Source organism: Spiroplasma endosymbiont of Sarcophaga variegata, from assembly GCF_965178695.1.
Classification (GTDB): Bacteria; Bacillota_I; Bacilli_A; order Mycoplasmatales; family Mycoplasmataceae; genus Spiroplasma; species Spiroplasma poulsonii.
Map to the genome: position 1 here is coordinate 1,419,812 of NZ_CBCXVU010000002.1, position 25,818 is coordinate 1,445,629.

Annotated in this window: 24 protein-coding genes and 1 pseudogene; 24 read left to right on the top strand and 1 reads right to left on the bottom strand. The window is 27.6% G+C overall.

What is annotated here, in order from left to right; all coding sequences use genetic code 4:
* The first annotated feature begins 1 nt into the window (after position 1).
* From ACOBME_RS09475 to ACOBME_RS09570, 20 genes and pseudogenes are all read left to right on the top strand, one after another.
* Complete coding sequence (locus ACOBME_RS09475) at positions 2-583, top strand: hypothetical protein (protein ID WP_338965910.1); 582 nt, start codon at positions 2-4, stop codon at positions 581-583.
* A gap of 137 nt (positions 584-720) precedes the next feature.
* Positions 721-1,683, top strand: a complete 963-nt coding sequence (locus tag ACOBME_RS09480; protein WP_338963247.1) for an IS1/IS1595 family N-terminal zinc-binding domain-containing protein — start codon at positions 721-723, stop codon at positions 1,681-1,683.
* A 332-nt stretch (positions 1,684-2,015) separates the two neighbouring features.
* Entirely contained in the window at positions 2,016-2,414 is a 399-nt protein-coding gene (locus tag ACOBME_RS09485; protein ID WP_338965912.1) for a hypothetical protein, read from the top strand.
* Positions 2,415-2,533: 119 nt separating this feature from the next.
* Positions 2,534-3,280, top strand: coding sequence for a hypothetical protein (locus ACOBME_RS09490; protein ID WP_338965915.1), 747 nt, complete (start codon positions 2,534-2,536; stop codon positions 3,278-3,280).
* A 38-nt stretch (positions 3,281-3,318) separates the two neighbouring features.
* Positions 3,319-7,416, top strand: a complete 4,098-nt coding sequence (locus ACOBME_RS09495) for an FtsX-like permease family protein (protein ID WP_419335054.1) — start codon at positions 3,319-3,321, stop codon at positions 7,414-7,416.
* 13 nt (positions 7,417-7,429) lie between these two features.
* Positions 7,430-8,389: a lipoprotein gene (locus tag ACOBME_RS09500; RefSeq protein WP_338965917.1), complete on the top strand. Its 960-nt coding sequence runs from the start codon at positions 7,430-7,432 to the stop codon at positions 8,387-8,389.
* Between the two features lie 192 nt (positions 8,390-8,581).
* The gene (locus ACOBME_RS09505; protein ID WP_338965919.1) at positions 8,582-9,319 is read left to right on the top strand and encodes a hypothetical protein; all 738 of its coding nucleotides are present in this window, start codon (positions 8,582-8,584) and stop codon (positions 9,317-9,319) included.
* Between the two features lie 151 nt (positions 9,320-9,470).
* A complete protein-coding gene (locus ACOBME_RS09510; RefSeq protein WP_338965921.1) occupies positions 9,471-9,887 on the top strand; it encodes a hypothetical protein in 417 nt (138 codons plus the stop codon).
* Entirely contained in the window at positions 9,887-10,114 is a 228-nt protein-coding gene (locus ACOBME_RS09515; RefSeq protein WP_419335056.1) for a hypothetical protein, read from the top strand. Before ACOBME_RS09510 ends, ACOBME_RS09515 begins: the two co-directional genes overlap by 1 nt.
* A 214-nt stretch (positions 10,115-10,328) precedes the next feature.
* A complete protein-coding gene (locus tag ACOBME_RS09520) occupies positions 10,329-12,086 on the top strand; it encodes an ABC transporter permease (RefSeq protein ID WP_419335058.1) in 1,758 nt (585 codons plus the stop codon).
* A gap of 23 nt (positions 12,087-12,109) precedes the next feature.
* Positions 12,110-13,144 (top strand): ABC transporter ATP-binding protein, encoded by a 1,035-nt coding sequence (locus ACOBME_RS09525; RefSeq protein ID WP_419335060.1) that lies wholly within the window; start codon positions 12,110-12,112, stop codon positions 13,142-13,144.
* A gap of 253 nt (positions 13,145-13,397) precedes the next feature.
* A pseudogene (ilvA, locus tag ACOBME_RS09530) lies at positions 13,398-14,451 on the top strand (threonine ammonia-lyase).
* An 80-nt stretch (positions 14,452-14,531) separates the two neighbouring features.
* A complete protein-coding gene (locus ACOBME_RS09535; protein WP_338965935.1) occupies positions 14,532-14,906 on the top strand; it encodes a RidA family protein in 375 nt (124 codons plus the stop codon).
* 3 nt (positions 14,907-14,909) lie between these two features.
* Positions 14,910-15,092, top strand: coding sequence for a hypothetical protein (locus tag ACOBME_RS09540; RefSeq protein WP_338965937.1), 183 nt, complete (start codon positions 14,910-14,912; stop codon positions 15,090-15,092).
* 137 nt (positions 15,093-15,229) lie between these two features.
* Positions 15,230-16,192, top strand: coding sequence for an IS1/IS1595 family N-terminal zinc-binding domain-containing protein (locus ACOBME_RS09545; protein ID WP_338963247.1), 963 nt, complete (start codon positions 15,230-15,232; stop codon positions 16,190-16,192).
* A gap of 131 nt (positions 16,193-16,323) precedes the next feature.
* The gene (locus tag ACOBME_RS09550; RefSeq protein WP_419335063.1) at positions 16,324-16,467 is read left to right on the top strand and encodes a hypothetical protein; all 144 of its coding nucleotides are present in this window, start codon (positions 16,324-16,326) and stop codon (positions 16,465-16,467) included.
* Positions 16,421-16,774 (top strand): hypothetical protein, encoded by a 354-nt coding sequence (locus ACOBME_RS09555; protein ID WP_419335065.1) that lies wholly within the window; start codon positions 16,421-16,423, stop codon positions 16,772-16,774. The genes ACOBME_RS09550 and ACOBME_RS09555 overlap by 47 nt, the downstream gene beginning before the upstream one ends.
* Before the next feature lie 46 nt (positions 16,775-16,820).
* Positions 16,821-17,783 carry an IS1/IS1595 family N-terminal zinc-binding domain-containing protein gene (locus ACOBME_RS09560; RefSeq protein ID WP_338963247.1) on the top strand — a complete coding sequence of 321 codons (963 nt, stop codon included), beginning with the start codon at positions 16,821-16,823 and terminating at the stop codon, positions 17,781-17,783.
* 46 nt (positions 17,784-17,829) lie between these two features.
* Complete coding sequence (locus tag ACOBME_RS09565) at positions 17,830-18,564, top strand: TSUP family transporter (RefSeq protein WP_419335067.1); 735 nt, start codon at positions 17,830-17,832, stop codon at positions 18,562-18,564.
* 8 nt (positions 18,565-18,572) lie between these two features.
* Positions 18,573-18,845: a hypothetical protein gene (locus ACOBME_RS09570; protein WP_338965983.1), complete on the top strand. Its 273-nt coding sequence runs from the start codon at positions 18,573-18,575 to the stop codon at positions 18,843-18,845.
* 98 nt (positions 18,846-18,943) lie between these two features.
* Here the strand turns inward: ACOBME_RS09570 and ACOBME_RS09575 are convergent, their stop codons facing one another.
* The gene (locus ACOBME_RS09575) at positions 18,944-19,414 is read right to left on the bottom strand and encodes a hypothetical protein (protein ID WP_338965947.1); all 471 of its coding nucleotides are present in this window, start codon (positions 19,412-19,414) and stop codon (positions 18,944-18,946) included.
* Between the two features lie 203 nt (positions 19,415-19,617).
* On the opposite strand from ACOBME_RS09575, the gene oppB reads away from it, so the two are divergent.
* The 4 genes from oppB to oppF are packed head-to-tail and all read left to right on the top strand — an operon-like array spanning position 19,618 to position 25,818.
* On the top strand, positions 19,618-20,862 hold the full coding sequence (oppB, locus tag ACOBME_RS09580; protein WP_338965949.1) for an oligopeptide ABC transporter permease OppB: 1,245 nt from the start codon (positions 19,618-19,620) through the stop codon (positions 20,860-20,862).
* A gap of 12 nt (positions 20,863-20,874) precedes the next feature.
* Complete coding sequence (oppC, locus tag ACOBME_RS09585; RefSeq protein WP_338965952.1) at positions 20,875-21,867, top strand: oligopeptide ABC transporter permease OppC; 993 nt, start codon at positions 20,875-20,877, stop codon at positions 21,865-21,867.
* A gap of 26 nt (positions 21,868-21,893) precedes the next feature.
* Positions 21,894-23,597 carry an oligopeptide ABC transporter ATP-binding protein OppD gene (gene oppD / locus ACOBME_RS09590; RefSeq protein WP_419335071.1) on the top strand — a complete coding sequence of 568 codons (1,704 nt, stop codon included), beginning with the start codon at positions 21,894-21,896 and terminating at the stop codon, positions 23,595-23,597.
* A gap of 1 nt (position 23,598) precedes the next feature.
* Positions 23,599-25,818, top strand: coding sequence for an oligopeptide ABC transporter ATP-binding protein OppF (gene oppF / locus ACOBME_RS09595; protein WP_419335073.1), 2,220 nt, complete (start codon positions 23,599-23,601; stop codon positions 25,816-25,818).

The following is a 25,818-nucleotide window of genomic DNA, read 5'->3' on the forward strand; positions in this document are numbered from 1 at the left end:
AATGCAAGATAATAAAAAAGTAATTTATAATGCTGGAAGCATGTTTACTGAAGCACAATGAAATACCCGAAAAGTAGAAGGGGATCGGTTACGAGCAATGTTTCCTGATTTTATTATTGGAAATCCAGTTGATTTTGAAACAAATCAAACCGTCCGTCCAACTAATAAAGCAATTTTTGACTTAGATTATGCTGGTTTAACCACCGCTGATTATGTCATTTTTGAGTTAGATGGATGAGATTCTGGGACTCATATGGAATTTGGATTAATGGTCGAACAAGCAATTCATAATAAGAAAAAATATCTCTTCCCAATTATTTCTGATTTTCGAGTACAACAGGGAATTTTAAAAGGAGAATGTCCTGGTTTTGGCCTAAATGAAATGTTAACAGGGGCATTGTATCATGAACCGTTAAATAGTGGTAATGTTCCTCAAATTACTTTATGTAGTTCACATGCAATGGCGTGTGCAGCAATTAAAGCGATTGAAACTGGGGATGTAAAAGATTATCGCCAAAAATATGATATAAAAGAAATCTTTAAAGAAGATAAATTATATCATGGCTTTGATTGTCATATTTAATCCCGTTGTTTCAAAAAAATATTATTTAAATAAAAAGCAATATTTTATAAATTAAAGCTTTAATTTTGTCGAAAACTCTTGATATTTATAAAATATACCTAAAATTAGGTATATTTTTAATATATAGAGGTAAATAAATGATGAAAAAAATAATTACAGAATTAATAAATAGCTTAACAGATGATCAATTTTTAGAATTTTATGAAAAAATAAAACAACAAGCAGACTTAATTAAAAAACAAAAACGTTTAAATGAAATTGATCAAAAATTTAGAGATAAAGGCATTATATGTCCTAATTGCAAATCTTTTCATTGTGTTAAAAATGGTCATAATTCCGAAGGAAAACAAAAATATTTATGTAAAAAATGTCGTGCTAGTTTTGATGCATTTCGTCATCATTTTACTTATTGAAGTCATTTAAATTATGAACAGTGAAATTTATTAATTCAAATTTCATTGTTAGGACAATCTAGTAAAATAATTTCTCGTTTTATTAAAACAACCCCAAAAACCGCTTGATATAATCGACAAAAATTAATGCAATCAAAACAATTAGAAAATACACAGTTAAAATTTAAAAAATTAAATGGTCAAATCCAAATGGATGAAACATTTATTAAAGAAATTCATAAAGGCAATTTTAAAGATAAATTTGATAAACGAAAAACTCATCTCGATCCATTTTCAACTGATACCAAATGCTGTATTCAAATGGCAGTTGATAGCAATAATAATATTTTTGTTCAATCCACCAATACCAAAAGATTACAAAAACAATGGATTATTGAAAATATGAATAAGCAACTAATTAAAGAAAAATCAATAATTATTTCTGATATGCAACCACTATATTTATTAGTAGCAAAACAAACAAATTCTACTCTATATTCCACCAAAACTAGTACAAACCCTGATACTAGTTATCAAAAGTTAAATAAGATTAGTAAATTACAATCCAGTCTTAAAGAAGCCTTAATTCATTATCATGGTTTGGGTTTCACTAATATTCAAAATTATTTAAAGCTCTGAAAATGAAAATACCAACACAAAGGTTTAACACCAAACCAACAATCAACGGTATTATATTTTAACGTTTAAAAAATTTAAAGCAAAATCATAATCTTACACAAAATTAGTTTTCAAATTGTCATATTGATGATTTTTTTTATTTCATCAAGAGTTTTCGACAAAATTAAAGAATTAAAGGAATAAAATATTGCTTTTTTAGTGTTAAAATGTTATGACTTAATTGTGTCAAACATTTGATTACAAATTAATTATGGAAAACTAATTTACATCAATTGTTTAAATTGTTCTGACCCCGTTCTTTAACTAATATTGAAAAATAATAAGTAAAAAAATAGAGTAACAATAAGTTAAACTTTTAATTTATAAATTAGAAAATATTGAAAGGAGAATATTAAATATAAATGGATCAAAATTATATCTATTGAAATTCAGAAGGTTCTTTTGAAGGAAAAAAAACAGATAATCTATGTCGTGCTGGTTGTATTTTATCGATTGTTATATCATCAATTTTATTAGGGTTTTTTGTTCTTTGTGCATTATTAGCTTTTGTTATGACAACTGGTTACTTTGCTGGTTTTGGGGCAATGGCTGGAATTATGTACTTAATAATTGGGTCAGTTCAAATTGCCCCAATAATATTGTGCACCAGTGTTTTAAAGGGTAAAGCAGAATCACACATTGCTGCTGGAATTGTTTCGTTATTATTTTCATTTTTAATCGGTGGAATTTTAATTTTAGTGGGTAAATATGAAATCAATAAATCACGACCAATTATCATTAATCAACAACAACAAGATTAATGTTATTAAGGAAACTATCATTGTAAAATAATAGTTTTTTATTGTTATTTTAAGGTAATAAGGCTTATTTTATGCCATACATTATTTTAATATTAATGTTATAATAAAATCAGCAAAATATGATGAAAGTTATGGTGATGAAAATGAAAACAAATTTTATTACGAAATATCAAAGATTTATTAATGCTTTCTTTGTTATTTTTTTAGGATATATTTTTTTCTCATCATCTTTTTCAATTATTAATCTTGAAGATAATTATAGTTTCTTAAATATTGCATTAAATTTATTGTATTTGTTTTTATCAAGTATTATTTTTCTTTTTTTCACGGGAATTCTCGCGCAAATCTTAGTTAATTTTCAGCAAATTAAAAAAGAAACGCTTTCAACTTGAAAAGTAATTTTATATTCAAATTGGCAAATTATTATCTTATGATTAGGTAATATTTTCATAATTTCAAGTGTTTTATTTTTTGGTGAAACTTCATTAATGATGCAATTAAAAATAATAATTAGTTATAAAGCAATATATTCTTTTCTAGTTATTTTTTGTTATGTTTTTTATGCAATTTTTACGCTTAGTTTTATTGCAATGTTATTACTATTTCGTTTATATATTGGGTATTTAAAAAATATTAATGATGTTATTTTTTCTAGTTATCAAACATTTTGAGCAGTAACACTAACAAATGATGTTTTTTGTCAACAACAAAAATTATCATTTTCCCTTTTATTAATGTTATTATTAGGGTTTGCTAGAGATCGCTGATTTCTTAAATGTACTTGTCTTATTGATAATTTACGTAAAACCGAACTATTAACACAATTTAAAAAACAATCAACACCACCTCGTTTTATTTTTAATTAAATTCAAACATTAAAAAATAAGAGAAAGAGTGTGAAAAAATGCCTGGTTTTAAGTTATTATTTAAAAACAATTTTAAAAACACAGTTAAAAATAAAATTCAATTTGTTGGATTAGTTATTTTAGTGTTTTTAACTAGTTTTATTTTTACAATTATTGAAGTTTCAAAACAGCGTGTTGAAAATAATTATAATAATTTTATTTCAGAACAAGTAAGTAATCAACATGATTTTGTTATTAATTTTGCTCAAACTAATTATGTTAAAAACCCAAATGGGGGGATTGATCAGTTTGAAAATATTACTGATGGTAATTTACGACAAAATGCTATTTTAGAGTTTATTAAACAACAAGTTAATAATAATGATGAAAGTTTTTCTTATGATCGTGTTGAAGCACGAACATTTAGTTTGGGAAATAATAAAGTTATTAAAGCAGTAACATTAAATCCAAAACAAGCAATTGATCGGTTTATTGTTTCGGTTGGAATGCCAATTGCTTTTTATGAACAATATTGAGAATCAATTAATCGTGAAACAATGCACTGAATTTATTTAACGCCGCAATTTGCGCAAAAAAATCATATTAAAATTAATGATGTTATTCGATTACAAACAGACCGTTATGGAACAACAATTAAAGTTGCTGATAGTGAATTACAAAAAGTTAATTTAGCGCCATATGAACATCAAGATATCAATAAATGGTTACCAACATCACCATATAGTAATGAAAATTGATTTCGTGTAGTTGGGTTTGGTCAATCTGCTGATTATATTACACCAATTATTGATGCATCACATCCATTTCCAAATATGAATAACGAAGGAATTGCGTATTTAGATCCACGTTTATTTGGATTAGTTGAAACAGAAGTTGCTGATACAAAAGGACAACATTATCAAGTAACAGCCTTAGATTCAACAAGACAAGTGCTAATTCCAGAAAGTCAGTTAGATCGTGAAATTTATTATGTTGGAAAATTTAGTCAAACGAACAAGGATAATATTCGTAGTGTTTATAGTCAAACGATTAATAATTATATTAATAGTGAACAAGGCCAACATATTGGGTTACATTCATATTATGTTAAAACATTATCGACTGGTTTACCAGTTGCTACTTTTCTAACCGATCATCGTTATGAATTTGCTAAGCGGATTACTTATTTTACAACAACGTTAAATTCCTTTATTGGGGGGTCATATATTTTAATTACTGTTTTATTAATTATTTCCTTTTTTGTCCTAATCTTAGTGGTTTGTCGCCAAATTGATGCAACCGGACCACAAAACGGATTATTACGAGCATTAGGATATCGTCGTCGTGTATTAACACTTAGTTATATTTCTTATCCCTTAATGATTGCATTAATTGGGGGTGTTATTGGTTACGCTAGTGGAATTAGTGGCCAATTTACGATTAAATACTTATTTGGGACATATTTTAATTTACCATATGGTAATTTTGTCTTTGCACTACTAGCATTATTAACTTGTGTTTTGTTTATTTTTGTTTTATTAACTTGTGTCACAATGATTAGTGGAACAATCATGATGGTATCACGAACACCACTGCAATTAATTCGGAAAGAAAAAACGTTTTCAAATGGACGTTTAAAAAAAGCGGTTTATAAAATGTTTGCAATTCGGAAAACATTTGATGCTCGTTTTCAAGCGGTGCAATTATCAAATTCATTAGGAAAAATGGTTGGAGTTTCCTTAACAATGATTATTAGTACGATTATGATTACAATGTCGACAACAATTCCAATTATTTTACAAAACAATATTCGTTATTCATATGAAGGAGATAATTATAAAACATTAGTTGAATATAATAGTCCGATTTATAATTTACCAATGACCTTTTTAAAAACTTATGATCCAACGCAAAAACCGTGAGATAGTAAGAATAGTTTTTTACCAAATACTAATATGACAAGTTATTCAAACCAATATCTACGCGATTTTGTAACAGGGCAAATTAATCCCGAGAATTATACACCAACATATAATGCTGAAGATATGCGCTCATTACCATATTCTAATATTTCAAAAGAATTTTCAGAAAGTAAAAAACTGCAATCAAAGGATGCTGTTTCATCAAAAGCAATTTGTACAACATCATGAGGTGATTACAAGGATTTTGGTTTAAGTAGTTTAACAAAAACAACAATTGAACAATATTTACGAACAACAGAAACAGCACGCGAAAATATTAGTGCTTTAGAAAATTACCGCTTATTTTATTGAAAATATCGTGACACACTTGCTTTAAATATTAAAAGTGACAAGTATTTTGATAAAACCGGGAATATTAGTTTAAATGATAATTTAGAGCAAGAAATGTTCACGCAGAGTGATTATCAAAGAGATTTTTGACAAGGAAATGCTGTTATTGTGCTAGACAATAATCATTTTCGTCCAGCATTGGAACAACCATTGACAACATCGTTTTATGATGTCCTAGATTCAGGAACAGGAAGCGACTTTAATACTCGTTTAAAAAAACCAATGTATGATTTATATAATTGAATTTATGCTTATTTTGTTGATAATGTTAATCAATGTTTTATTCAAGGAGCTTATTCACGTTCACCACAAACAGTTCGTGTTAAAATGCAAGAAGCCTTTAAAACACCAAATAATAATTTTAATTTAACATTTGGGGTAATTCCTTTTAATCCGTTAACTGATGATCGTGGAACAATGGTTAATGCTGAAGTTAATAGTATTGATTTTAAAATGTATGGAATTAATCAAACCTTTAAAAATCAAGTATTAACTAATAAAAATAAAGAAGATTTAAAACAAAAATTATTTACATCAAATAATAACATTGTTCTAAATGAAACATTGGCCAAACGATTAGTAATTGCAGTTGGTGATACTATTGATCCGCGCATTATTCAAAAAGCATTACTAGCAAGTGATTCTGGTGTTACGGCGGATAGTATTTTACAAGGGTGAGATGCAAGTGAGGTAACGGGTGCTAGTGGTGCTGTTGGCAATGTTGGAAAACTAATGTTTAATGGTGATAATAACTATAAAAATAGTGTTTTAAAAGAAAACACTAATGAATATGTTTTAAAAAGTGGGATTGATATTACTGACCTCACTTTTACAAGATCAACAATTTTAAACGATAAAATTGTTAATGGAAGTTATACAATTACTAATCAAACTAATTCTTCACAATTTAAAGTTGTCGGGATTACAAACCAATTTGGTGCTGCTCGGGCTTGAATTAATGAGGAACGTGCACAACAGTTGTTAGGATATGATAAAACACGAGATTATTTATTACGCTTATTCTTAAATGAATGAAGTAATTCTTTTATTAAAAATAATAACACGTTATCAGCAGCAAATAAAACTAGTTTAAATATGTTAGAAGCGTTTATTCAACAGCATCCTGCCACAGCAGGGAATAAGCATTTATGAGATGAATTTGTTAAGTACTGAAGAACAGGACAAAGTAGTGTTGATTGAATTGCTGTGTTTCAAAATGAATATCCTATTTTTAACTATAAAATTTCAAATAGTAGTAAAGTTGATGATATTGAAGCAGGATTAGGAACAAGTCAATTATTTGGTGATTATAGTTTTTATGGATTAAATGGTGGTATTAAACCCGTAACAGGAATTTCTTATCCAGCATATTCAAATAGTACTTTTGGTACTTTAATGCCAATTGAACAAGCTAAAACAATTTTAGGAAACATTGCGAAAGCTGTTAATGGCGTTGTCTTCTTCATCATTGGAATTTCCTTTGTGTTAAGTTTTATGATTATTATTTTAACAAGTAATATTGTAATTGCTGAAAATCAAACAATTATTGCAACAATGAAAGTTCTGGGATATCGTAACCGGTATATTACAAAATTAGTTATTGGAATGTATATTCCGATTATTGTCATTATGACAATTGCCGGATTTGGTTTTGGTTGGCTCTTCTTAACGATTTCTAATATGATTTTAATTAGAATTGGGTTAGTATTGCCATTATTTATCAATATAATGATTCCAATTGTTGCAATTGGCAGTGGCTTATTATTATACTTTATTGCGTATTTAATTAGTTGATTTAATATGAACCGCATTAATCCATTAATTGCGATTATGAATGCGGATTAAGGAGGGGATTAGGATGAAAAAACTGTTAGCGATTTTGACAACTAGTGTTTTAACAATAACACCAGTGACGACAATTATTAGTTGTAATAAAAGTGATGACTGAAATAATATTCCAGTTGATCCACCAGTGTTACCATTAGAAGTAACTGGGTTTGAGGGGATTAATTTTAAAACAATTAATCCGCAAGATTCTAAACAAACAATTCCCAAATTATTAGAACAATTAGCCCAATTGTTTCAAGGATCAAAATGAAATTTTAATCAATTAGTTAAAAATTATAAATTTAATAATCAATCAAAAGCACCAAGTGAAATTGATTTATATCGAAATGGTAATTATGAATTAAATTTTAATGATGGTACAACAGTTAATACGATAAAGATTAATAAGACAGTAATAACTTCAAATCATCTTGCTGATAAGATAAAAAGTATTGATTTAGGTGTTATTGATGATGCTCGGCCAAAAACAATTTTAATTGCAATTGTTTTTAACAATATGCAACTTATTTCAGAATTAGATAAATTTGGTGAATTTTTTATTGGTGAACAAACACCCAAAATTTGAAATCAACAAATTAGTCAGGTACCAAACATTGTAGTTAATAAAGACCAAACTGAATCTATTTTAAAAACAGGAAAAGACCATTGAAGTGAACATGATGATCCAACGAAAGATTACTATGGTTCAATTACTATTCACTTTTCAGTTAAGACACCAGAACGTCCAGCGAAACAAGAAGATTTAGGAGCAATGAAATTAACGACAAATTTAGGAAAATTACCAAAAGTTACAATTTTGCAAACAATGATGATGTTTATTAGTGCTAACTTTGTTAGTCAGTTAAAACGATTAAGTGCTTTATTAAATGATTTATATTTAACGATTAATGATGATCAAAAGGGTGGAACAATTGTTGCTTATGATCACTCTAAATATTATACTGGTGAAGTTGAATTAACTTTTAATTAATTACCAAAAATATTTTAAAAAAAACCTTAATTAAGGTTTTTTTATTTTAAAAATATGATATAATATATTTTCAAAAATTATGGTATAATGTATATAGAAAAAACTGTTGTATAAGAAAACACTGTGATAGAAAAATATCAGGCTCTTTTATTAAAATATTATTTAAATTAATTATTTAAGGAGGTTTTTATATTGCCAAAAAATATTTTTTATATTGCGAAAGAAATGTGTAATAAATGTTGAACACAATTAATGCAAACAATAACAACCATTAAAAATAATGATATGGATAATATTAATGATTTAATGGTTTGCCAGTATCATAGTGAAAATGAAATTAAAGCAATTACGTCAAAGGCAATTCTTGCGATTAAATGTCGTAATAAGTTTTATGCCTTGTTTTGAAACCAAGATTTATTAAAATCTAAGGATGACTATTTTGAGGAAAATGATATTATGCCAGAACATGTTGCTGAGGTTTTAGCTTTTAATGAAAAGTTAGCAAGAGATATGATGACTGTTAAACAAGATAATAATTTATCTCATTTTAATAATGACATCTTAATGGGCTTTTCTGCAACTAATCAAGAACTTGCGATAAAAAATAAAGAATCATTGTCGTATCCAATTGCAAACTCAAACCAACAATTAGTACAAATTAAGAATTCAAAAAGAAAGATCCGGTATTGGGTATGAATCGTTCTTGTTATTTTATTATTAATATTATTAGCTGGTGGTGGTGCAATTGGATATGAATTTTATCGTATATCAACACGTAGTAGTATCATTAACTCGAACATTATTGGAGATGATGATATTAGCATTGGTGTTGATGATGAAGAACAAAATATTAAAGATAACAATGATGATCAGATTGAAGATAATAAAGATACTAAAGAGGGTCAAGACCAAGATATCAAAAGATATTAAGGATGACCAAGATAGCAAAGACAGTAAAGATGAACAAAACCAAGATAATCAGGACGAAAAGGAATTTCAAAAACAAATTCAAGATATTGATATTTCAAAGTATAGTTTTGATTTTACCCAAAATAACAATAATTTGATTGAAGTAGATAAAATGGACGTTAATTTAATTAAAGCAAAATTATTAGAATTAAAAGATGTTTCTGATTCATTACAAACCTTATTCAAAAATAATAACCTTAAAATAGTTTTAGAACAAGAATCATCAAATATTGTTAATTTACAATTAGATGCGACCGAAATAGAAGGTTATACTGGACAAGCGATTCTTCGTCTTGCTGTTAAAATTAAACAAGAAGTGCTTGATGATGCTATTAAAATTAATGGTGTTGCTAATTTAAATAAGGGGGCCAATAATGTTTATGAAACAACTACTTTTAAAAAACATTTTGAGCCATTATTAAAACTATATGATAAACCAGTTAAATTTAGCGTTGACACATGAACAGGATATTTACCAACATTGGGATTACCAATTGCTCTTTCCAAAAATCAAAAAAAAATATTTTAATGTCAGCTTTAAACGAAAGATATTTACCAACGCGTGAAATTGTTCAAATTCGTAAAAATGGAAATATTCAAAATTTACGTATTCATTGAATTTTTAGTAAAGAGAACAAGAAAGATAAAATTATTGACCTTGTCCCATACTCTTGAGAACAACCCTTTGATCAATCGCACTTTCAATTAGATTTTAAATATAGTTTAAAAATTAAATATACAAATAATATTGCCTAAAAGGCAATATTATTTATTTTTTGGTCATTATGGTATTTTTCGCTGCAGTAAAAAAGCAGTATCAAAAATCATGAAAATGTTATATAATATATATGTATAACAAATTATTAAAAGATTTGAGGGGTTGTAGGTGGCGAATAGAGTATTAAGATCAGGCAAATCAAATTTATGATGGTCGTTGATTTCTTTTTCAATTTTTAAAATACGCCGTTCAATGGCGGTTTGAGTTCTTTTTATTTTATCAGTTGTCTTATTTGGGGCAGTTGCTATTACTTTATTTTCTTCTTCAAAAAATGTTTATGAGTTTTTTAAGAATTTTCAGTATGGCGTTTTTATCTTTAATAATATTTTGTTATTGCTATTTATTTTATTAGTAATTATTAAAATTTTTGGTCGTGAATTTGAAGATGGAACATATTTGTTATTAATTTCAAAGCCATATTCACGATTTGTCCTGTTCTTATTAAAAATAATTGCCCTTTGAATTTTAATTCTTCTTTTTTTAGGAACAATTATTCTTTTTGCTTTTGGGATTGGTTATTTAGGTAATATTTTTAATAAGGATCCCCAATATTTACAAGTTTATCAAAATTTATTATTAAAATTATTTCTTTATTCAATGGCATTATCATTTTTTGCTTCAAGTGGGATTTTATTTGCGGTAACATTTTTAAACTCACAAGTTGTTTTACTAATTGTTGTTATTTTCTGTAGTTTGTTTCTAGTTGGTGGGATGCCATATTCATTAATTATGAGTTTAGCAAAAACCGTTGAATTAACATTTGCTAATGATAGTATTACTCAAAACTATCCAGTTCCAATTATTAAAAGTACAATTAATTTTAAAAAGAATCTTAAAAAAGATTTAATTAAATATCCTCATTTAACTAATGCGATTTGAAACTTTTATGATGAATGAAGTTATAGTGATTTAAATTTAGTCTTTAAAAATGATGACTACAAAGATATTACTAGTGACCCAGCATTACGTGTTAGTCGCTTAGATTTTTATAAAAATTTAGGATTAACTGTTCCTAAAACAGAAGAATTTGAAATCAAAAAACTTAAAGCATGAGATTCATCAACAAGATATCTTTATGATAATAAGCTTGAAGATCTTAAAACAATTATTAATAATGTTGGAGCAGCGAGCGGAAATGATGTTTCAATGAAAGTTAATTTTGCAACAGATTATTTTTTCAAATCAGAACAAGAATTAGATCAAAATGACCCCGTTCAAAAAGAACTTGCTGATTACATGGCAGTTGTCTCAAAGGCAGCGGGTTCATGAACAAATTATATTACAATGAATCTTTTTAGTGGGACATCGTTATTTTACTTTAATCCCACTGCTTCCTATTATAGTTTATCAACGACAAATGATAGCAAATTAGTAACAGTTGATCGGACATTATCGGAAGAAAATTCATTTAATCCAACGGATGTTTTTCGTCAAGAATGAGATAATGAATACAAAGGAACATTGTCCGATTATAATAATGGTAGTGATTTTAGAGATTGGGTCTTAGATTATTTTGATTCACCAACCCTGTTTGTTCTTCGTGAAATTGAAATTAATATTTTAAAGAAAATAATGGATTATAAATTACTTGAAGAACAACCAATTAAAATTAACAATGAGTGAATTAAATATGATAACCTAATGAATACTTATGGTTTAATTTCGAAGTTTAATATTATTGAACATTGAAACCAAATTTGAACCGCTTCGTTAAACTTCACGCCATATTGATTTGAACCATTACAGCGGAGTAACATTGACTTTGAGGTTCAAAATAACTATTTAATGAGTTATCAAGATTTCCGTCTAGCCTTAGGGGCTGATAAGAAAATTGATGTTTACCCAGCACCATTTTTGAACATTAGTTTAATTCAATATATCTATCTCGGTTTATCGTGTCTTTTCTTAATATTTGCTTATTTAATCTTACGCCGTAAAAATATTACTTAAAAGTTGAAAGGGGATGCTAAGAAATGAATAATAATGCATTAGTAGTCAGTGAAGTTGCAATCTCATCACGAAATTTTACTAAAAAATTTAAAAATAGTGTTGTTGGTCCTTTTAACTTTAATGTTGGACGGGGAAAATTACATGCAATTTTAGGAGCTTCTGGTAGTGGAAAAACCGTTTTCATTAAGTCTTTAATTGGTGGGTTAAAAGGTTTTAAAGGTGATATCTCTATTTTTGGTAAAAAAGCAACCAAACTTGGAATGAAAAAAATGATTGGTTATGTACCAGAATTTATTACTTTTCCAGAAAACATTAGTTCTTATAACTTCTTAAAATACATGGGAAAAACAAATGGTTTGCGTGGAAGATATTTACGGGAACGAATTGAATACTTAATGAAGTCATTAGAAATTTGAGAACACCGTGATAAAGATGTTAATTCTTTTTCATCGGGGATGAAAAAAAGGGTAATGATTATTCAAGGAATTATTCATGATCCAGAAATTTTAATTTTGGATGAACCAGAAGCAGGATTAGATATTAATAATCGAAAAAAAATTATTTTTTATTTAAAACAATTAACCCTACGTGGAAAAACAGTCTTTTTTTCATCACATTTACTAGATGAAATTAAAGAATATATTGATGAATTTACAATGGTTATGAATGGAACCCAAATTTATAGTGGTCAATTAGCGGCTTTTAATATTAAAAACAGTTATTATTTTGTTACTAATAATCCACAGGCTATGATGCGTTATTTTAACTCTAATCGGGTACCAAATTGATATGATAAGACCAATAATTATTTAAATTTTGTTTTAAATTCGCCGTTACATTTATATTATGTTACTCAGTATGCGTTAAAGAAACGGATTAAGATTGTAAAAATTAGTGAAGTTGAATTTTCATTTGATTTCTTACTACAAAAATTAAATATTACTTTACCACCTAATATGACAACAAATCGAAAATTACGAAAAAAATCAAATCAAAAAAGTCAAAAATTTTTACCAGGTCCTGGGGTAGGTCCTGGACCGGGGGGATACGGTCGTTAGGGAATGATAAAGTGTCATAAATTACAGTAAATTATGGTAAAGTACAACCAAATTAAGAAAATATTTTTATAAGAATTGAAAAATTTAAGAATATTTTTTTTTGTATAATTAAATTAGGCTCAAACAAATTCGGAGAAAGAAGGAACAATATATGTAATATGATATTTCAAGAGAACGAATTGAAAATACATATAACAAAATTAAAAACCACATTATCAAAACTCCAGTAATTTATGCAACAAAATTAAGCAATATTACTGATAATGAAGTCTATTTAAAATTAGAAAACTTACAACGTGCTGGTTCGTTTAAATTACGAGGAGCGTTATCAAAAATGATGGCTCTTGAACCAGCGACAATTAAAAAGGGCGTTATTGCGGCAAGCGCTGGGAATCATTCACAAGGAGTTAGTTTTGCAGCTAACTTATTAAAAGTTCCAGCGACAATTGTGATGCCAAAAACAGCTCCAATTAGTAAAATTAATGCAACTAAAAATTATGGTGTAGAAGTGATTTTGCATGGTGATTTTTTTGACGATGCCAATCAAAGAGCATTAGAGATTGCAAAAGCAGAAGATAAAGTATTTGTTCATGCTTTTAATGATCCTGATGTTATTATTGGTCAGGGAACAATTGCAATAGAAATATTAGAAGAATTGAAAGATGTTGATTACATTCTTGTCCCAATTGGTGGGGGGGATCCTTTCAGGAATTGCAAGTTATGTCAAAGCTGTAAATCCCAATTGTAAATTAATAGGTGTACAAAGTCAAAATGTTCCAAGTTATTATGAAGCAAGGAAAAGCAATAAATCGTTTTCAGTTCACGGTAAATTATCAATTGCCGATGGAATTGCGGTTAAACAAACTGGTGATATTACCTTTAGTATTTTAAATAAATATGTTGATGATGTTATCCTTGTATCAGAAGCAGAAATTGCTGAAACAATTTTATTTTTATTTGAAAATTGTAAAATTGTCGCAGAATGCGCAGGGGCAGTAACCACGGCCGCAATGCTATTTAATAAACTAAATGTTAAAAACAAAAAAATTGTTTGTGTTTTATCAGTGGGAAATATTGATGTGACAACTTTCTTAAATATTACAAACCGAGCTTTAATTAATCAGCGGCGTAGGGTTGTTTTAAAAATTGATGCACCACTAGGGAAAGGACATTTAACAAAGATTACGAATGTTGTTGATTCTCATGGTGTTCAAATTCATAAAATTTCTGATTCACAATTAGAAAATAGTTTAGAAATTAATCGAGAAATTATTCGATTAGTAGTTGATATTAATACAAAAGCTTAATTAGGAGACATTGTTATTGACTTAGAGAAGTTGGGATATACTGTGATGGAAAAAGAATTTATTGATTCAATTATAAAATAATGGAATTAATCTATACTGATCAAGCACCCAAAGCAGTGGGTCCATATTCTCAAGCAGTAAAACTTTCAAATGGCTTTTTGTATATTTCGGGACAATTAGGATTTGATCCGAAAACAATGGTGTTAGGCGCTGATATTCAAAGTCAGGCTAGCCAAGTTCTAACAAATATTGCTGCGATTTTAACAGCCGCAAACTATCACAAAAATAATGTTGTTAAAACAACAATTTTATTAAAAGATATTAACGATTTTTTTGTTGTTAATGAAGTTTATGAAGCATTCTTTGGTTCACATAAACCGGCAAGAAGTACATTTGCGGTGAAAGACTTACCAAAATCTGGCCTTGTTGAAATTGAAGTTATTGCCTTTAAATAACATGTGGAAAATCAAACTCAAGTAGAAAAAATTATTAAGAATGAGAATGATTTACTTCATCACACAGAAAAAATTTATCAATGAACTGATCGGCAAGGGGAATTAAAAGCGTTTTATAAACAACAAATTTCGTTTTTAAAACAAGCACTTAAAAAAATAATCTTACCAAAGCTGATTTTGAATTAAAAGAAAAATATATTAAAGAAGCTTATCATTAATATTGCCAAAAGATTCAAGAATATTCTTTAATTTTGTCGAAAACTCTTGATATTTATAAAATATACCTAAAATTAGGTATATTTTTAATATATAGAGGTAAATAAATGATGAAAAAAATAATTACAGAATTAATAAATAGCTTAACAGATGATCAATTTTTAGAATTTTATGAAAAAATAAAACAACAAGCAGACTTAATTAAAAAACAAAAACGTTTAAATGAAATTGATCAAAAATTTAGAGATAAAGGCATTATATGTCCTAATTGCAAATCTTTTCATTGTGTTAAAAATGGTCATAATTCCGAAGGAAAACAAAAATATTTATGTAAAAAATGTCGTGCTAGTTTTGATGCATTTCGTCATCATTTTACTTATTGAAGTCATTTAAATTATGAACAGTGAAATTTATTAATTCAAATTTCATTGTTAGGACAATCTAGTAAAATAATTTCTCGTTTTATTAAAACAACCCCAAAAACCGCTTGATATAATCGACAAAAATTAATGCAATCAAAACAATTAGAAAATACACAGTTAAAATTTAAAAAATTAAATGGTCAAATCCAAATGGATGAAACATTTATTAAAGAAATTCATAAAGGCAATTTTAAAGATAAATTTGATAAACGAAAAACTCATCTCGATCCATTTTCAACTGATACCAAATGCTGTATTCAAATGGCAGTTGATAGCAATAATAATATTTTTGTTCAATCCACCAATACCAAAAGATTACAAAAACAATGGATTATTGAAAATATGAATAAGCAACTAATTAAAGAAAAATCAATAATTATTTCTGATATGCAACCACTATATTTATTAGTAGCAAAACAAACAAATTCTACTCTATATTCCACCAAAACTAGTACAAACCCTGATACTAGTTATCAAAAGTTAAATAAGATTAGTAAATTACAATCCAGTCTTAAAGAAGCCTTAATTCATTATCATGGTTTGGGTTTCACTAATATTCAAAATTATTTAAAGCTCTGAAAATGAAAATACCAACACAAAGGTTTAACACCAAACCAACAATCAACGGTATTATATTTTAACGTTTAAAAAATTTAAAGCAAAATCATAATCTTACACAAAATTAGTTTTCAAATTGTCATATTGATGATTTTTTTTATTTCATCAAGAGTTTTCGACAAAATTAAAGAGAATATTTAAATTTAAATTATTCATTGGCAATGTGAGAATATCAAGAAACAAATAAATTAAAAAGTGATTTAGACCATCAATCATTACACCAAGAATTTAAAACAAAAATTGCTAGTGTTTTGCACGATGAAACTGAAACAAGTCAAGTTAAAAAAACAATTAAAAAATATTAAAACAGAACATAATATGATGAAACGAAGTTTAAGTGGGCGCACAATTGCTATAATTGCCGTGACCTTAACATTATTGTTATTATTAGCTAGTTTATTAGTAAATTACTTATTTTATTTTAAAATTGTTAATGATGGCCAAAACTTCACTTTTACTAATAAAAACCATTTAACAGCCTTTATTTTTATGTGTGTTGGTATTATTTTAATTTTAGGATTTTTAGTTTTTATTATTTATAATACAACAAAACGAATTTTTTTAGATAAACAAGAAAACTTTAATTTTGTCGAAAACTCTTGATATTTATAAAATATACCTAAAATTAGGTATATTTTTAATATATAGAGGTAAATAAATGATGAAAAAAATAATTACAGAATTAATAAATAGCTTAACAGATGATCAATTTTTAGAATTTTATGAAAAAATAAAACAACAAGCAGACTTAATTAAAAAACAAAAACGTTTAAATGAAATTGATCAAAAATTTAGAGATAAAGGCATTATATGTCCTAATTGCAAATCTTTTCATTGTGTTAAAAATGGTCATAATTCCGAAGGAAAACAAAAATATTTATGTAAAAAATGTCGTGCTAGTTTTGATGCATTTCGTCATCATTTTACTTATTGAAGTCATTTAAATTATGAACAGTGAAATTTATTAATTCAAATTTCATTGTTAGGACAATCTAGTAAAATAATTTCTCGTTTTATTAAAACAACCCCAAAAACCGCTTGATATAATCGACAAAAATTAATGCAATCAAAACAATTAGAAAATACACAGTTAAAATTTAAAAAATTAAATGGTCAAATCCAAATGGATGAAACATTTATTAAAGAAATTCATAAAGGCAATTTTAAAGATAAATTTGATAAACGAAAAACTCATCTCGATCCATTTTCAACTGATACCAAATGCTGTATTCAAATGGCAGTTGATAGCAATAATAATATTTTTGTTCAATCCACCAATACCAAAAGATTACAAAAACAATGGATTATTGAAAATATGAATAAGCAACTAATTAAAGAAAAATCAATAATTATTTCTGATATGCAACCACTATATTTATTAGTAGCAAAACAAACAAATTCTACTCTATATTCCACCAAAACTAGTACAAACCCTGATACTAGTTATCAAAAGTTAAATAAGATTAGTAAATTACAATCCAGTCTTAAAGAAGCCTTAATTCATTATCATGGTTTGGGTTTCACTAATATTCAAAATTATTTAAAGCTCTGAAAATGAAAATACCAACACAAAGGTTTAACACCAAACCAACAATCAACGGTATTATATTTTAACGTTTAAAAAATTTAAAGCAAAATCATAATCTTACACAAAATTAGTTTTCAAATTGTCATATTGATGATTTTTTTTATTTCATCAAGAGTTTTCGACAAAATTAAAGCAAGAAAACCTTTTCAAAATTTCAACAATTTGTTTTCTTGGTAGTTTTACTGATACGATTGGGGTTGGTAGCTTTGTGGTAACGGTTGCTGCTTTGAATGCAACAAATAGTGTTCCAGATGTTAAAAAGTTACCAGGAACATTAAATGTTGGTTTAACAATTCCAAATTTATTAGCTGGAACCTTGTTTGTTAGTGCAATTCAAGTTGAACTAGTAACCTTAGTAACTTTAGTGATTGCCGCTATGATTGGGGCTTTTTGTTCCGCAAAGATTGTTAATAAAGTTAATAAAAAATTTGTCGCTTTATTCGTGGCAGTGTCCTTAGCGGCGGCTGGAATTTTAATGATTTTAGGCCAAGTTGGACTATTTAATACTGTTGGAACAAAAGGACTTAGTGGTTGAAAATTAGCTGTTGGGATTATTGCGTTCTTTATCATTGGAGGATTACAAAGTTTTGGCGTTGGATTGTATGCGCCAGCTTTAGCGATCGTGTCATTATTAGGAATGGAAACAATTATTGCTTTTCCAATTATGACGTGTGCTGCTGGTTTTGCCTTGCCAACAACCGCATGAACATTTCATTGTGATAATAATTATAGTCCCAAAGTGGCCTATGGTCTTTTAATCGGTGGTGTTGTGGGAACTGTTACTGCTTTCTTTGTTGTTTTTGTTGGAATTTAGGGGTTAAAATGAATGATTTTACCCATTACTTAAAATGATTTGCCGTTGGGGTAATGTACTATGCGGCATTTATGTTATTTAAGAAATACTTAGCTTTACGGAAAGAAAATGTTAACGTAAGTAAGGCACAAACCGAAAATTATTATCAGAAATATAAAGAGCAATTTAATGAAATGCTTCTCGAAAAAATGGTCAGTATTAGTTGAATGCATACTGATGATATCTTAAAAGAACAGTCAAAAATGAAGATATGTAATGTTAAATCATTAGTATGAACTTAAAAACCAACTTTTAAGAATTATGGATTAGCTTTTTAATTATAAATTTAGTTTTAAAAGCCTTGCTTGTAATAGCAAGGCTTTTTCTTTTTAAAAAAGAATTAGACAGTAAAGAAAATAATTAGGGAAGAAATTAATAAGATGGCGCCAATAATTAGTAAAATATTACGAATTTTTTTAATGTTTGCTTCTTCATCAGTTAACGTTGGTTGATAACGGCGACGGTGATCATTAAAATAAGCAGCAGCCGTTTTATTTTTATATCATCCCAAGATAAATCAAATTAATAGAATAACAACTAAAAAACTAACAACAATTCATTCGGTTTTTTTAATGTCTTTAAATGCAAAAATACCGAGCAAAAAACTAAAACCAATAATAATTGCACTAATTAACACCGCAATCAAACAATGAAATCAAGTAATTTTTTTTAGTTTTTGATAAGTTTCTAATTTTAAAGTGTGATTTTGATATGTCTCATCAACAATTTCTGCCACCTCTTTTTGGTGGTTTTTTTTTTGCTCTTGTTTTAATTTATGTAATTGTTTAAAAACATTCTTCTTTTTTGCCATTGGATCCCCCTTATTAATATTTTTTAAATTTATTATTAAATTATATTGTATTTTTTACAAAAGTAAAATATAATAATATAATATAAAATTATATTTTGTATCGAGCACATTATTTGAACGAATTATTTTAAGTACATTATTTTATTAAAAATTTAAAAAAGGGACATTTTATTTTTACTTAATATAAGGAGGGGAAAAAATATATGAAAGGGATTAACAAGAGGAAAAATATTTCCGAAAACAATATTTTAGTTGCAAAAGAGTATGACCAAAAGTTTAATAATGTTGAGTTAGATTATCAAGGGGCAGATAAACGAACATCATGACTGGTGGAGATGAAATATCGAACTAGTATCTTTAATCATCATCGTCGTGAATTTTTTAATCGTTTTCCATTATTAGGTTATTCGTTAAAACGAATCTTTTTTGCCATAATTACATTATTATTAGCAATTTGTGTTATTTTTATTTTATTACGATTAGTAACACCAGATGATATTTATATTTCTGATATTGATATTAATAAATTAAATATTCTTCCTGGAACACCAGAATATAATAATTTATTAGAACAAAGAATGAAAATCTTTGGTGTATATGGTTCAATTTGAACCCAATTAGGGACATATTTATATAATATTATACCGTTTTTTAAAAAGACAATTATTGTTAACAGTGCTTTTGATCCCGTAACGGGACAATTGGTTGGAGATAAAATTACAACATTCTTTTATTTAGGGGTTGTTTTTTCAACAGCTGTTGCCCAACCGGGGGAATTAGTATCAGAAATTTTTGCCAGAGCAATTCCGTATTCATTTGCTTTTGGTTCAGTTGCTGTGTTATTAGCTTATTTAATTGGCGTTCCCCTAGGAATTATTTCTGCTAAAAATAAAGAACGTAGTGTTGATAATACGATTAATGCCGCTTCAATTATCTTTTTAGCAATTCCTCCCGTTGTTTTAGTGGTGGGCGTTTATTTGATTTCAATTAATGCTTTTTATGCTCATGGGTTATTTAGTTCTGGAACCTTTGATACTAAGTTTTGGCCAGTTTTTGCGATTTTTCTAATGATTACCCCGCCAATTGTGATTAACACAAGACGGTATGTTATTGATGAAATGACCGCTGACTATACTAATTTTGCCTTATCAAAAGGGATGACTAATCGTTACATTTTTTATATTCATATTTTCCGTAATGCCGGAATTCGAATTTTTCGATTATTGCCAACTGCTTTTGTCACAACTATTTTTGGGGCCAGTATTTTTGCCGAACAAAACTGATCAATTCCGGGGATGAGTAAATTTATTGTTTCTGGAGTTGGAAATAAAGACTCTTTTGTTATAATGGGATATATTCTCTTAACAGCAACTTCTGGAATTATTACTAGTTTATTAGCAGATATTATTATGGCGGTCTTAGACCCCCGTGTTAAATTAACAAAATAAAGGAGGAACAAGATGATGAAAAGAATTACAGATGAAGAGTTATTTGATTTTCAAAACTATGATGTTGATAATTTAGATCTAAGTTTATTTGAAATTGTTGGTCCTCAAATCGAAGAAAATGAACGAATTTCAACAAAATCATATAGTTATTGAAAAGTTGTCGGGAGAATTTTAATTGCTAAAAAAACATTTATTATTTGTTTACTATTATTAGTTGCGATTGTGTTATTAACCGCAATTGTTCCAATTGGAAAAGTTGCTAATCCATTAACAGCTAATTTACCAATTCCGAATTATCAACAACCGTTAGCACCAAATGCAACTTATTTATTTGGATTAGGAATGAATGGGGAAAATTATTGAGATAAAATTTGGATTGGAATGCGGACTACATTATTATTTACTTTAATTATTGCCGTAATTCAAATTTTATTAGGAGTTATTATTGGTTCAATTTGAGGATTTTATAAAAAATTTGATATTTTATTTATTGAAATTACTAGATTTTTAAATTTGGTACCAACTTTAATTTTATGATTAATTATTATCTTTGCTTTAGGGAAATCGATGATTGTAATTATCTTTGTTGTATCCTTGACGAGTTGGATTACTTTAGCGGAAGTTATTCGTGTTCAAATTATTCTAGTTCGTAATACAGAATACAATCTTGCGTCAAAAATGTTAGGAACATCAGGACCAAAAATTGTTACAAAAAATATTATGCCTCGTATTTTGCCATTAATTATTCAAACTGCATCATTTGCCGTGCCAATGGCGATTGCAATTGATTTAACTTTAAATTACTTTAATTTTGGCTTTATTCAAGGACGAGAAAATACAACATTAGGATTTATTTTAAATGAAGTGTTAGCGTCAAGTAAATGACAAGATTTTCCACATTTATTAATTATTCCCGTTTGTTTCATTGCCGGAACATCTGTTTTATTTTTCCTATTTGGGAAAGTATTTGCTGATTCCCTAGATCCAAAAAACCATTATAAATAAAAAAGTATTAAAGGAGATATCGTGTTATGAGGAAAGAAATTGTAATTTCAATTAAAAAATTAGTTATAAAGTTTAAAACGAGGTCGAATGTTTTAACAGCAATTCGGAATATTTCATTTGATATTTATGATGGTGAAACATTAGCAATTGTTGGTGAATCAGGGAGCGGAAAGTCAATAATGACAAAAACTTTTACAAATATGTTAGAAAATAATGGGTGAATTAGTAATGGCTCAATTGTTTATTCACCATCAACTAATATTTTAGCGGATGAGCTAGCGTACTTTAAAAAACCAGTGCACTTAGTTGATTTCCATAAAATTTTATTAGATAGTAGTTTACGAAAAAGTATTATGAAATATAATAAAAAATTAATTACAAAAACAGAACAAAAAATTAAGATAATTAATAGTTTACAATTAGAACCAGTTAAAGCAGAAATTACCCAATTAAAGGCAAAAGAACAAGAATTAAAAAAACAAATTAGTTTTACGCATTCAAATCGCCTAAATAATAAGTTAGTAAAAGTTAGTACCTTAATTAAAAAAATGGAAAAAAACGAAGCAATGTTATTAGATGATAATCTTAAAGCAAAAAACATTGAATTATTACAAAGCCGAATTATTGATTATACTAATGAAATTAGTAAGATAAAAAATTTAACATGACCAGAAAAGCATTTATTAAATAAAAATATGTTGTTTTTAAAAAAATATTTTGATGAACAAATCGTTCCAACCGTTGAAGAATTTAAAAAGATTACAACTTATTTTAATAAAAAAACTTTTACTGATGGAGTTCGTTATCGGATTAATAAAATGAATCTTTTAATGTTGAAAAAAGAGACATTAAATGTTAGTGATTTTAATAATTTGTGAGAAGAATGAAATTTAATTAAAAATTTTGGTTTTATTAATAAACTAAAAGCAGCAAAACAAATTAGTAAACTACGTGGACAAACAATTGCAACAATTTTTCAAGATCCCATGACATCATTGAATCCATTATTATCCGTTGGATTTCAAATTTCAGAAGTATTACGAAAACATCGTAAGTTTTCTCGTTCAGCAGCAAAAAAAATGGCAATTGAATTATTAGAAAAAGTTGGAATTCCAAAGGCAAAAAAACGTTATCATGATATTCCTGGGATGTATTCTGGCGGAATGCGCCAACGGGTGGTTATTGCAATTGCGTTAGCTTGTCAACCAAAAGTATTAATTTGTGATGAACCAACAACCGCTTTGGATGTAACAATTCAAGCTCAAATTTTAGATTTAATTAAAGAATTGCAAAAAGAATACAAATTTACAATTATTTTTATTACTCACGACTTAGGAGTTGTTGCAAATATTGCGAATCGAGTAGCTGTAATGTATGCTGGTCAAATTATTGAATATGGAACAGTTAATGAAATCTTTTTTAACCCAAAACATCCATATACATGAGCATTATTATCTTCGTTACCACAATTTGGTGAAAAAGGTGAAGAACTTTATTCAATTCCTGGTTCACCACCATCATTATATGCTAAAGTTTATGGGGATCCGTTTGCTCCTCGAAATAAATATGCAATGAAAATTGATTATTTGTTAGAACCACCAATGTTTAAAGTAACCGAAACACATTATGCGAAAACATGATTATTAGATCCACGTGCAGCAAAAGTGGAAAAACCAAAACAATTACGACAGTTGGCAAAACTTGAAAATGATGCAAAGGTAGGTGAATAAGATGAACAAGAACAAACAAGAACAATTTATTATGGTTCGCGATTTGTTAATTCAATTTCGCCAAAAAAATAAAAAAGTAAATGCGGTTAAAAGAGCAAATTTTGATATTTATCGGGGAGAAATTTTTAGTATCGTGGGAGAATCTGGTAGTGGTAAAACAACAATTGGTCGTGCCATTGCGGGAGTGCAAGCAATTAAAGATGGAACTGTTTATATGGACCGTCGGGTACTACGTGGAAAACCACCACAATTATATAAAATTAATTTACATATTAATGAACAATTTCGCCTTTTAAAAAATAATAATATGTTACTAAATAAAAACTTAAGTAATTATATTAATAATTTAAAAATTAGTTATTATCGTTATTTTGAAAATAAAAACTATGTGATTAGTACAAAGGAATTACTTTCATATGGAACAGAGCGTTATTTAATTACTAGTGATGTTGCTTTAAATAAAGTTGATTTGTTAAACTTTAATCATAGTAAAAATAATTTTGCGTTAGTAAAAGAAATGTATGAAAATAATTTAATTTTATTAAAGGAAATTTTAAAAAATTACCAACGGATTTATCGTTTTGCTCATAATTTACACGAATGAATTCCAACTTTATCGTTAGAGTTAGAAGCAGAAATTACAATGCGGGTACAAGAAAATATTGCCATTATTGAAGGATGTATTTTATTGGGTCATCGAATTTATAAGACTTTGTTAAAATTAGAACAAATTCGCAATGAATTAAAAGATAACTTTGTTCTAATGCAAGCAAAAAAATATTATAATCAATCTTTTTCAGAATTAGAAAAATTATTACCAGTTCATAATGAGTTATTAGATAAGGTTAAAAATATTACAAAAAACCAACGAAAAGCTTTTATTCTTTTTGTACCAATATCAAAACGAATGAAATATATTTCTGCTTATAACAAACGTTATAATGTCTTTAAAAAAGATTTTGAAAAAGAATATTTTAAACAGTTAAAGAAGTTACAATTAGAGCCAGTTGCAAATGCGCAAGCAATTAGTAATTTACAAGAAAAATATGCTAATTCTTTGCTAAAAACATCAATTTCACCAACTGCTAGTGGTAATTTATTAACAGCAACTGATTTTACAGCAACATTAGCGGCGTTATCTGCTGATGAGTGTAGTAATTCATTAAAAGATATTTTAGCGGCGATAAAAGATAAGGACCAGTTACAAGTAATATTAAGAGACTTATCTTACTTAGCAAGACATGGGGTTTTTCGCGACCAAGAAACAATTAAATTATATTATTTATGAATTAACAAGGAATACAAGTATTCAAGAGCTGAAATTAACGATTCAAATCGGTTGTTAGATTTATTAGATTTACCATTAATTGATGAAATTGTAAAGGAATCGGCGCTTTTTAAATTACCAACGCATCGGGAAAATCGTGCCCAAAAGAAAAAGATTCAAATGATTTTTCAAGATCCATCTTCGTCACTAAATGACCGTATTTCTGTTGCAGAAATTGTTGGCGAAGGGTTAAATAATTTTCCCGAGTTATATAAAAATGATGAAGCCCGAAAATTATATTTAGATTATTATAATAATAATTTAGGTACAAATGAAAAACAACTAACATTGGAGGCTGTTAATGACAATAATGTGAAGAATTTTTTAATTCTAAATATTTTAAAAGAAGTTGGTTTACTACCAGAACATTTATCACGTTATTCACATGAGTTTTCAGGTGGTCAACGCCAACGAATTGGGATTGCCCGCGCTTTAATTATGAAACCACAATTTATTATTGCCGATGAACCAATTTCAGCGTTAGATGTTTCAATTCGTGCGCAAGTTTTAAATTTATTAAAAAAATTTCAACAAAAATATAATTTAACTTATATTTTTGTTGCCCATGATTTGTCGGTTGTGCGCTTCATTGCGGATCGAATTGCTGTAATTTATCATGGTCAGGTTGTTGAATTAGCACCTGCCGAAGAATTATTTGCAAATCCGTTGCATCCGTATACGCGGGCATTATTATCAGCAATTCCATTACCGAACCCAAATTATGAAAAGGAAAAAGTTCATTTTATTTATGAACCAGAGAAAGAACATTGAGATTATTTATTTGATTTACCAGAGTTTACTGAAATTAAAACGGGACATTATTTATTTGGTAATTCCCGCGAAATTGTGGCAGCACAAACTAAAATTGCTGGTCCAAAAGGTAAGGAGGCATAA